General features: G+C 68.9%; 9 protein-coding genes and 4 pseudogenes. 7 read left to right on the top strand and 6 right to left on the bottom strand.

The features are described from left to right. Positions 1 to 1,098: pseudogene (locus tag LQ326_RS39975) on the bottom strand (IS30 family transposase); the annotation flags it as partial. 42 nt (positions 1,099 to 1,140) lie between these two features. Here LQ326_RS39975 and LQ326_RS39965 point away from each other — a divergent pair. Next, a pseudogene (locus LQ326_RS39965) lies at positions 1,141 to 1,725 on the top strand (IS630 family transposase); the annotation flags it as partial. Positions 1,726 to 1,921: 196 nt separating this feature from the next. Here the strand turns inward: LQ326_RS39965 and LQ326_RS39955 are convergent. After that, a complete protein-coding gene (locus LQ326_RS39955) occupies positions 1,922 to 2,773 on the bottom strand; it encodes a patatin-like phospholipase family protein (RefSeq protein ID WP_234543979.1) in 852 nt (283 codons plus the stop codon). 55 nt (positions 2,774 to 2,828) lie between these two features. Here LQ326_RS39955 and LQ326_RS39950 point away from each other — a divergent pair, with 55 nt between their 5' ends. Continuing rightward, a complete protein-coding gene (locus LQ326_RS39950) occupies positions 2,829 to 3,419 on the top strand; it encodes a TetR/AcrR family transcriptional regulator (protein ID WP_234543978.1) in 591 nt (196 codons plus the stop codon). Between the two features lie 217 nt (positions 3,420 to 3,636). Here LQ326_RS39950 and LQ326_RS39945 read toward each other — a convergent pair. Further along, positions 3,637 to 4,107 (bottom strand): annotated as a pseudogene (locus tag LQ326_RS39945) (PspA/IM30 family protein); the annotation flags it as partial. A 161-nt stretch (positions 4,108 to 4,268) separates the two neighbouring features. On the opposite strand from LQ326_RS39945, the gene LQ326_RS39940 reads away from it, so the two are divergent. Next, positions 4,269 to 4,640, top strand: coding sequence for a BlaI/MecI/CopY family transcriptional regulator (locus tag LQ326_RS39940; protein ID WP_234543983.1), 372 nt, complete (start codon positions 4,269 to 4,271; stop codon positions 4,638 to 4,640). Positions 4,641 to 5,091: 451 nt separating this feature from the next. Here the strand turns inward: LQ326_RS39940 and LQ326_RS39935 are convergent, their stop codons facing one another. The 3 genes from LQ326_RS39935 to LQ326_RS39925 all read right to left on the bottom strand — a co-directional run bounded on the left by LQ326_RS39935 (position 5,092) and on the right by LQ326_RS39925 (position 7,780). Next, positions 5,092 to 6,732, bottom strand: coding sequence for a multicopper oxidase family protein (locus LQ326_RS39935; protein ID WP_234543977.1), 1,641 nt, complete (start codon positions 6,730 to 6,732; stop codon positions 5,092 to 5,094). Positions 6,733 to 6,839: 107 nt separating this feature from the next. Beyond that, on the bottom strand, positions 6,840 to 7,310 hold the full coding sequence (locus tag LQ326_RS39930) for a hypothetical protein (protein WP_234543976.1): 471 nt from the start codon (positions 7,308 to 7,310) through the stop codon (positions 6,840 to 6,842). 128 nt (positions 7,311 to 7,438) lie between these two features. Continuing rightward, complete coding sequence (locus LQ326_RS39925; RefSeq protein WP_234543975.1) at positions 7,439 to 7,780, bottom strand: COG4315 family predicted lipoprotein; 342 nt, start codon at positions 7,778 to 7,780, stop codon at positions 7,439 to 7,441. Here LQ326_RS39925 and LQ326_RS39920 point away from each other — a divergent pair. The 4 genes and pseudogenes from LQ326_RS39920 to LQ326_RS48955 all read left to right on the top strand — a co-directional run. Beyond that, a complete protein-coding gene (locus LQ326_RS39920; protein WP_234543974.1) occupies positions 7,758 to 8,027 on the top strand; it encodes a hypothetical protein in 270 nt (89 codons plus the stop codon). The genes LQ326_RS39925 and LQ326_RS39920 overlap by 23 nt on opposite strands. Positions 8,028 to 8,619: 592 nt before the next feature. Continuing rightward, a complete protein-coding gene (locus LQ326_RS39915; RefSeq protein WP_234543982.1) occupies positions 8,620 to 8,907 on the top strand; it encodes an SHOCT domain-containing protein in 288 nt (95 codons plus the stop codon). A 101-nt stretch (positions 8,908 to 9,008) separates the two neighbouring features. After that, complete coding sequence (locus LQ326_RS39910; RefSeq protein WP_234543973.1) at positions 9,009 to 9,380, top strand: hypothetical protein; 372 nt, start codon at positions 9,009 to 9,011, stop codon at positions 9,378 to 9,380. Positions 9,381 to 9,425: 45 nt separating this feature from the next. Continuing rightward, positions 9,426 to 9,524: pseudogene (locus LQ326_RS48955) on the top strand (hypothetical protein); the annotation flags it as partial. Positions 9,525 to 9,538 lie beyond the last annotated feature (14 nt).

Below are 9,538 nucleotides of genomic sequence, written 5' to 3'. Positions count from 1 at the left end.
TTCGTTGGAGCCGCGCTGCCAGGGGCTGGCTGGGTCGCAGAAGTGCACGGGGATGTCGGTGGCGACCGTGAAGCTGCGGTGGGCGGCCATCTCGGAGCCCTGGTCCCAGGTCAGAGACCGCCATAGGTGCGTCGGCAGTGTCTTGATGGTGTCGACGAGCGCGGCGCGGGTGGCCATGGCGCTGTGGCCGCCCGGCAGATGCACGAGCAGCAGGTAGCGGGTCGCACGTTCGACGAGGGTGCCGATGGCGGAGCGCCCGTCCTTGCCGATGATGAGGTCGCCCTCCCACTGGCCCGGGGCGGCCCGGTCTTCGGCTTCGGCCGGCCGCTCGCTGATCATGACCATGTTCTTGACCGGGCGGCTGATGCGTTTGGCGTGTGGCGACGCGGTCGCCGCATGGCCCGGCCTGTCCGCAGCGAACGGGTCAGCTCCCGGCGCAGTTCTCCGCGACCTTGGACATAGAGAGCCTGGTAGATCGTCTCGTGGACCACGTGCATCTCCGGCCTGTCGGGGAATTGAGTCCGCAGAGCCTGACAGATCTGCTCGGGGCTCCACCGGCGCTCGAGGTGGCGCTGGATGAAGTCCCGCAGTTCGGGGTTCTGGCCGATCTTGCCCACCTTGGGGCGGGTGAGTCGGCGCTCGGCCCGGCGGTGAGCGTGGAAGGGCTGGTAGGCCCACCCACCCTTGGGCATGGGCCGTCGATTGCGGCGTATCTCCCGGCTGATCGTGGAGGGGCTGCGGCCCAAGCTCGGCGGCTATCTGCCGGACCGAAGCCTTCTCCCGCAGCCGGTCTGCGATGTGGATGCGGTCCTTCTCCTGGAGATACCGCGACGGCTGAGAGGGCGGTTCCTCCGATTCTGGTGGGCTCAGGGGCGTCTGCCCAGGCTCCGGGTAGATCGGAGGGACCGCCTTCTTGCCGCCCGGCGGCGAGTGCCAGCCGTTGCGCCACCGCCTACCGGTGCGCAGGTTGATGCCAACGATCCGGGCCGCTTCCTGAGTGCTGTAGCCCTGCTCCATGAGCTGGAAGTATGCGGCCCGCTCTAGGAGCAGCCTCTTCCTGCCCTGCGGCTTCCGCTCGCTCCGGATCTCGAAGTCCATCGCACCCCTTGAGATGGGGTGTTGCAACGACCACTAGAACGGAAGGCCTGCGGAGGCTACATCTGCTTCGAGGACGAGGCAGGCTTCACCCGCCGGCCGCCCAAAGCACGCACCTGGGGCCGGCGCGGCCGAACCCCGGTCGTGACGGTGAGCGGCAGACGCTCGGGACGCCTGTCCGTGGCCGGGCTGATCGCCATGCGGCCGGGTTCCCTGACCCGGCTGTGCCATCGCCTGCGCACCCACCAACCGGGCAAAGACAGACGCCGCAGCATGGGCGAGCGGGACTTCATCGCGCTGATCGACGGCGTCCACCAACTCGTCAAGGCGCCGATCGTGCTGGTCTGGGACCGGCTCAACACCCACGTCTCCCACGCCATACGTGAGCTGATCGCCGAACGGGCCTGGCTGATGGTGTTCCTGCTGCCCGCTTACTCACCAGACCTCAACCCCGTCGAGTGGGTATGGGCGCACGTCAAGCGCAGCCTGGCCAACCTCGCTGTGGTCGCCCTCGATCGGCTTGAAGCCCTCGTCCGCAACCGGCTCAAACGACTTCAGTACCGGTCCGCCACCCTCGACGGCTTCATAGCGGGCACCGGCCTGACTCTCGACTACCCAGCGTCACCCTGACGAGCCCGGTGGAGGGCATGTGGGCGCATATCAAGTGGAGTCTGGCCAACCTGGCCGACCGTGCCCTCAGCGAACTGGAAACTCTGCTGCGCAGGCGGCTCAAGGCGCTGCAGTACCGGCATGGCACCCCGGGCGGATTCCTCGCCGGGACGGGCCTCGCTCTCGACGGACCGAACTGCCCCCTCATGCGTCGAAGTCAGTATGCCCAGACGGCTCCGACGGTAGGAGCGAGGGCGCGGCCTTGTTGCCGGCCGGCGTCGGCGGCCAGTTTGGCCCGGGCCGGGTCGTAGGGGTTTGGCCCGATGGCGGCGCGGCTGGTGGCATCGGGTGTGGCAAGCACGGTCTGCGCACTCTGGCTCAGGCGAGCGACGTCGTCCTGGGCGCTGGGGATGCCTGCGTGCCCTTCGGGCATGGGGGCCAGGACGACAATGCGGTCGTGGCCGGCCGCAAGGATGGCGTTTGCGGCGGAGACCATGCCGGCGTCAATCCATTCGCGCCCGCTGAAGTGCACGCTGGGCCAGATGCCGGGAACGGCACCGCTGGCTGCCGTGGCGGTTTCGATCGCGATCCCCGCTTCGGGCCCGAGCAGTTCAAGACGACCGGTGTCCGCGTCAGTGACGGCGACCCGCATGGTGGCCGGCCACTGCTCAGTGCGCAGGCGCGCGCGGACCACAGCCTGGCGCATCCGGGGGGAGACGTTCGCCCCGAACTTCCGGGCCACCCGGCCGAAGCCGGCGCCCACCGCCTCGGGTGCGCCCGCGCCGGAGCGGAAGGCTTCTGCCCAGCCCTCGTAGACGGCCGGGTCGGTCCGCACCACCGGTTCGTGGTCGGCGGCGCGCGCCTGGTCGGCGAAGAGTGCTTCCCAGTCCGTGCCGGAGGTGAAGTTCGTTCCGACGAAGGAGCCGGCGGAGGTTCCGATCACCGTGTCCGCGGTGCGAAGGTCGATGCCCTCGTCCAGCAGACCCGCGAGCAGGCCGACTTCCCAGCCTATGCCGGTGACGCCGCCACCACCGAGGACGAGTGCGCGGGTCGGGTTCGGGGGAGTCACAGGAACCACCTTTCCGGTAATCATGATTTCCGATAATCTACGTTACCGTAAGCAGATGCAGCCTGTGCACCGTGGCCGCCCCCGCCAAGCCGACATCGACCGTGTCGCCCTCGAACACACCCTTGCTCTCCTTCAAGAGCGCGGCTACGACGGACTGCGGATGAAGGACGTCGCCGAGTCGGCCGGCATCGGCCTCGGTGCGCTCTACCGGCGCTGGGCAGGAAAGAAGGAGCTGGTCATGGCGGCCCTCCGGGCCGACGTGACCCAGCACGAGACGGATGACACCGGTGATCCCTTTGCGGATCTGGTCACCGCCCTTGAACGCATCGGCGACGCCGTGCCCCATGGCCTGGGCAGGCTGATCGCCGCCTGCCTTGCGGATCCGGACTCGGAACTGGCACGCGTGGCCATCGAGGCCAAGCTCACCCCCATGCTCGACGGCCTCACTGCCCGGCTGGAAAGAGTGGCCGGCGCCGCGCCCGACGTGCGCCTGCGCGCCGAAAGCGGCCTGTTGTACCTCCTGTGGCGTACAGCCGTCGGCGGGCAGACAGCCGACGCGACCGCCCTTCACCGGCGAGTCCTGAAAGTCATGGGAGTCCCCCCACAGCCGGGCCCAGAACAAAGCAGCACGGCTACGGGACTCTGATGGTCAGCCAGGTGTGCCGTTTACTGACTTCGGCGCATTCACACTCGGGGTGATACCGCGGCGACTCCAGGTGCAGCCAATAACTCTTCGTGGTGCTTGCGCTGCTCAGCGGCGTTCAGCCGCCCCCATTTGGATACCGCACGCCTCCGGAAACCAGTCACGACGCACCCCGTCCCGGCTCCGACGACGCCCAGACCCTAAAACGCCGAAGTCAGATAGTGGCCTCCTGCAGCGCCCCGGAGGCGATCAGTTCGTCCAGCGCACCAGCGCGTGCCTGCATCTGCTCGGTCTTGTCCTGCGCTCGCTGCATGGCCAGGCCCACGTCGCCCATCTCCTCCCCGATACCGGTCACGGCCTCGGTGATACGGGTCTGGGCCTCGGCGGCGGTGTAGTTCGCCCTGATCGTCTCCTTGCGGGTACGGAAGGAATCCACCTTCGCCTGCAGGCGCTGGGCGGCCAGGGTGAGCTTCTCCTCCTGCGCCTGCAAGGCCGCCTGCTGATCTTGAAGATCGGTGATCTGCGAGGTCACTGCCGTGCGGCGGGTGAGCGCCTCACGGGCCAGGTTCTCACGACTGGCCGCGAGGGCCTGCTGGGCCTGGTCCTGTCGGCGTTGGCAACGATGAGCACGGGTGCGTCTTGCCGACCGACGCCGCAACGTCGGTCTGCTCAATGACCAGCACGGGATCATCGGGAAGGTACGTCCTCCGCGTTCCTTCCGGAGCTGATCCACAGGACCTAAGCAGCGCTCGCGATGGCCAAGTGGGTGCGCCGCACTCGGGTCACCCCACCGGCCGTACTGCAGCCTCTACGATGACTCCTATTATCGCGGTGCAGAAGGAGACGCTGGGCATGCGACGGCTGGGTGATCTGGAGGCGGAGATCATGGACCGTCTGTGGAAGTGGCGGCGCCCGGCGACCGTGCGCGAGGTCGTCGACGACATCAACCGTACCCGGCCCGTCGCCTACACCACCGTGATGACCGTGGCCAACATCCTCCACAGCAAGGGCTGGCTGGTGCGCGAGCAGAAAGACGGCCGCGCCTGGTTGTACGAACCGGTCCGCACCCGGGAAGAGTACGCGGCCGCCCTCATGGAGGACGCCCTGAGCACCAGCGAGGACCGCCCCGTGGCTCTGACCCACTTCGTGGACCAGATGTCATCCGCCGAGATCTCCGCGCTCCGCAAGGCCCTTCGCAACGCGGGAAAACGCGCGGACACGTGACTGGCGCTGCTGGAGGACAGGGTCGCGAAGGCCGGATGCGCGTGGGAGACGCGGCCCTTGCTCGCCCCGCACGGCGAAGACCCTCGACGCACCATCCTGCGGAGTCCACCGCTCCAGCCGTTGAGCAAGGCCGAGTTCGGGCGGATCACCGACAACTGCCCGCGGCAGTACGTCGATCCTGGCTGCCCGCTCGCTGCTGACGTCAACAGGCGCAGGCCTGACGTCCTGTCCGAGACTCTGGCCAATTCGGACGCGAAGTCCTTGATGCAGATTGTCGCGGCCGCGGCCCTGGCCACGAACCGGGAGGACATCCTCGGCGGACCGTCAACTACTCGCGGAACTCGGACGGCAAGCAGACGGGTGCCACCGACGCGACGCGCGCGAACGAGCGAGGTCGCCGGCTCCGTCTTCCGCACCGAAGTGCGGCAGACGGAGCCGGCCCCGACGTTCGTCAAGCCTGGTAGGCCACCAGCGCCATCATCCCCGCCTCGCCGTGGTAGGCGTTGTGGCAGTGCAGCATCCACTGCCCCGGGTTGTCGGCGTCGAAGAACACGGACACCGTCTTCTTCGGCAGCACGATGGTGGTGTCCTTGCGCGGGCCGCCGGTGCCGAGCTGGTAGGTATGGCCGTGCAGGTGCATCGGGTGCCACATGGTCGTCCTGTTGACGAAGTCCAGGCGGACCCGCTCGCCCTGCCTGACCAGGATGGGGCTCGCGGTCGGGTCGTTCATGTCGAAGCGCTTGCCGTTGATGCCCCAGTTGTACTTGCCCATGCCGCCGGTCAGTTCGATGCGGTGCACCCGGTCGGGCTTCTTCGAGTCGAGACGGACGTCGTCCGCCGCCTTGAGCTGGGAGGCGGACATGATCATGCCGTCCAGCTGCGAGGGGCGGACGCCGGGCTTCGGCGTACTGCCGGATCCCGTACGCACCACTGCCATGGCGTTGGCGTTCTTGCCCTCGGCGAGGGCGACCAGGGGGAAGACACCGTCGTCGAGGGTGACGGTGACGTCGTACCGCTCCCCCATACCGACCAGCAGAGCGTCGACAGATGTCGGTTTGACCGGGAAGCCGTCGGTGTGGGTGATCGTCATCTTGTGGCCGCCCAGCGCCACCCGGTACGCGGTGTCGCCGGCGGCGTTGATGATGCGCAGCCGAATGCGCTTGCCGGGCTTGCTGGTGTAGACATCGGGGTCGGTCGGGACGCGGCCGTTGACCAGGTGGTACGGGTACTTGACGTCGCCGGCGTCGCCGCCGAGCAGCTTGCTCTCGGCGCCCATGAGCATGAACTTCATCGGCATGCCGCCGGAGGCGGACGCGGACGGCGAAGCACCCGTGCCGGCCGTGCTCCCGCCGCTCATGTCCATCCCGCCCATGTCCCCCATGCCGTCGGAGGACGAGCCGCTGGGGCTGGTGCTGGAGCCGCCGCTCATGTCCATGCCGCCCATGCCTCCCATGCCCTGCTTGAGCTCGGCGAAGACTTCGTCGGGGGTGCCGGTGACTCCGTCGATCCAGTCGTCGAGGACGACGACCCACTCGTCGTCGTACTGGAGCGGTTCCTTGGGGTCTTCCACGATCAGCGGGGCGTAGAGACCCCGGTCGAGCTGGACGCCGACGTGCGGGTGGAAGAAGTAGGTGCCGGGGGCGTCGGCGATGAAGCGGTAGGTGAAGTTGCTGCCGGCGCGTACGGCGGCCTGGGTGGCCGGGGGCACGCCGTCCATGTCGGCGCGCAGGGCTATGCCGTGCCAGTGGATGGAGGTGGTGGTCCTGGCCGGCAGCTGGTTGGACAGCTCGGCGGCGAGCGTGTCGCCAACGGACAGGCGCAGTTCCTTGCCCGGGGTCCGGCCGCTGAAGGCCCAGCTGTTGGCCATGATCCCGCCGCCGAGGTCGAGCATGGCGCGCGCGGCGGTCAGGGTCACCTGCTGCGTCCTGCCGGTGCTCTTGCGCTTCTTCTCGGCTGCGGCGATTGCCTCGCCGTGGGGGCTGACCAGGGACGCGGTGGAGCTGCCGGAGCCGCTGCTGCACGCGGCGAGCGCGCCCGCGCCCGCGGCGCCGAGCCCGGCCAGCAGGACGGAGCGGCGATTGATGCTGTTCATGTGGTTCACGTGGGGAGTCCTCTGCTCGATGTGCCGTTGACCGGACCTCGCGCGGGCAGCACCGCTCGCGTGCCAGGGGAACGCGGCGGCGGCTCGCGGGATCCGGCCTAGATCAGCAGCCGGGAGAGGACGGAGAGATCGGGTGGCGCACGGTGTGACGTCCCGGTCGGATCGCGCCGGGCAGGCGTGCCACGGAAGGCGTCCGAACGGACGATGGTGACAGCGGCAGGCGGCGGCAGGAGTTTCGCCGTGCCTACGTCCCCGGCCGAGCAGTGCTGCATGCCGGGACCCGAGCAGGCACCGCCGTCATCGCCCATCGCCGTGTCCGCGGCCTTGAGGGTCGCACCGTGCGCGGCCGAGGCGGCCGTCGGGGTCATGGCGGCGGAGGTGCCGGCCATCGCACTCATGGAGTGGGCGGGCATGACCGCGGACATCATGTCGTGATGGACGAGGACGGCGAATGCGGCGAGCAGCACGACGACGACGGCCCGCGCGCAGCGCACCGCGCTGCCACGCACCGCGCTGCCACGCACCGCGCTGCCGCGGAGCCCGGCCCGCCGGTCTGTGGCTGTCGTCATCGCTTTCCGTACCCTGTCTTGTCTGACACGACCCGCCCACTATACCCGCTGGGGTATCTCGTACTACTAATCAGGCTGCGTACACAACATCGCCCCATGACCGGCCGCCGCGGGGCGCGCAGCGCCCGTCACCCCGAGGTGGCCATCTTCTTGCCCGCCGGCGTGACGGCGAACCACGCGCCTTCCTTGCCCTGGCCGTTCATCTCACCGGCCTTGGTGTCGCCCATGTAGCGGTACAGCGGCCAGCCGGCGAGGGTGATCTGCTTCATCCCGTCGTCGCGGGTGAGTACACCCACCTTGGCCTGAACCCCCATCCCCCGAGGGGTGCCGTCGGCCATGACCGGCATCCAGGTCTCTGCACAGCTGCCGGTGCACATCGACATGTTCACCTGGTCCTTGCCGTAGCGGTAGAGCGTGAAGCCCTGGGCGTCGGTGATCACCGCCCCCATGCCGGACATCGTCTTGGACATCAGCATGTTCGTGCTGACCATATGGCCCGTGCCGCTGCTTGAGGTGGACGTGCCACCGTCGGCGGGCTTCGTCGTCTCGGCGGACGCGGAGGCCACGGGTGCGGCCGCGCCGGTGTTCGCGGAGTTGTCGCTGGACGACCCACACGCGGTGAGCAGCAACGCCGAGGCGACGCCCGAGGCCAGGACGAGGGCAATGCGGTGCCGGGACACGGAGTTCTCCCTTGTTGTCACACGGATTATCTACTGATGACCTTAGTACGTTCGTGGACAGTGGGCCGTTCAGGCACAGGAGACGCACATGACGAGACCTTTACCTGGAGCGTGCGGTGATCTCGTCGTCGAACAGCCCGGTCGGCCGCGGGGGGTGATCTCGCGTTCGCCCGGCGGCGAGTGAGGCGAGGCCCCGGCGGGCGGCCTCGGCCCCCCGGCGAGGTCCTCGCCCGGCGTCGGCTGGAACAGGGCCTTGATCCCGGTGCGCACCAGAGGCTGGTCGTCGGACGCTCACCACCCGTCCGGCCAGGCCGACAGGGGCCGACTGACACACGAGGTCGACGCGGGTGAAGTGCTAGGCCGCCCGTCCCGCACCGCGCGGGCGAGCGACGCCCCTCCGTCTCCGCCCGTGCCCGGCGCGGCCCGGGGAGGCATCGACCCGGTGCGGCGAGGGCGACAGCTGAGACGTCTGCCCACACCCACGTCGGGGCCCACCTGTCCCCCCGCACAGGGCCGCCCGGCCCATGCGGTAAATCCCTCAGCACGAGCAGGGTGGTCGTTTACCGCCCCTGCCCTGACGGCGGCAGTTGCAGTCCACGTTCATCTCTTCGATCCTGGAAGTGATCGCCATGATGTTCTGGTACGACCGTGACACGAGCGGGTGGGGACGGTTCGGCACGTCCCTGGGCATGATCGTGTTCTGCGGCCTGATCATCACAGTCCTGGTGCTGCTCTTCCGTGCCCTCCGGCCCGCGCCTGACGGCTCGCACCACGCCACCTCCTGGACGGAGCCGACGCCGCCTTCCGCCGAGCAACTGCTCGCCGAGCGGTTCGCTCGCGGCGAGATCGACGAAGAGGAGTACCAACGTCGTCGGCAGGTGCTGCACTCCTCAAGTGCCGACCTGACCAAGCACTGAAGCCAGCGGGCACGTCCCGCTCCGACTGCGGACCCCCCTGCGGGCCCCGGACGTCATTCCTCAGTGAGCGCAGGAGAGCGCCATGAGCGAGGTCGACCGTCATGCACAGGAATCCGGCCCGTCGGCGAAGGCCCGGCCGGATCGTGTCGGGGGCGGTCGCCCTGCTGCTCCCCGTGGCAGCACCCGGTGTCGTACGGGCCCACGAGGAGGAGAGCGACGAGTCGGCGGTCCTGGTCGAGCAGACCGTCGCGCTGATCGCCGACAACGCCTACGAGAGCCAGGTCGCCGGACACATCGACGACGCGCTGATGGCCCCGCACAAGGAAGGCGTGGACCTGTCCAAGGTCCTGGGCGGCCTGACCGCGGTGTTCTTCGTGACGCTGCCGGTCACCGGCGTCTGCATGGCGCAGTTCTACTCGCCGACCCCGGAGAACGCCAACCAGTCGGTGCGCGACCTGGTCACGAACGTCTGACTGGGCGGCATCACCCGCGGACCGCACTACTGGGCCGCGCAGGCGATGTTCGTCTTCGCCCTGCTCCACCTGCCGCGGGTGCTCTTCCACGCCTCCTGCAAGAAACCGCGCGAGGGCAACCGGATCACCGGCAGCGCCATGTTCCTGCTCACCTTCCT

The sequence above is a fragment of the Streptomyces shenzhenensis genome (assembly GCF_021462265.1).
Classification (GTDB): Bacteria; Actinomycetota; Actinomycetes; order Streptomycetales; family Streptomycetaceae; genus Streptomyces; species Streptomyces shenzhenensis.
This window is presented reverse-complemented; position numbering and strand designations above follow the sequence as displayed.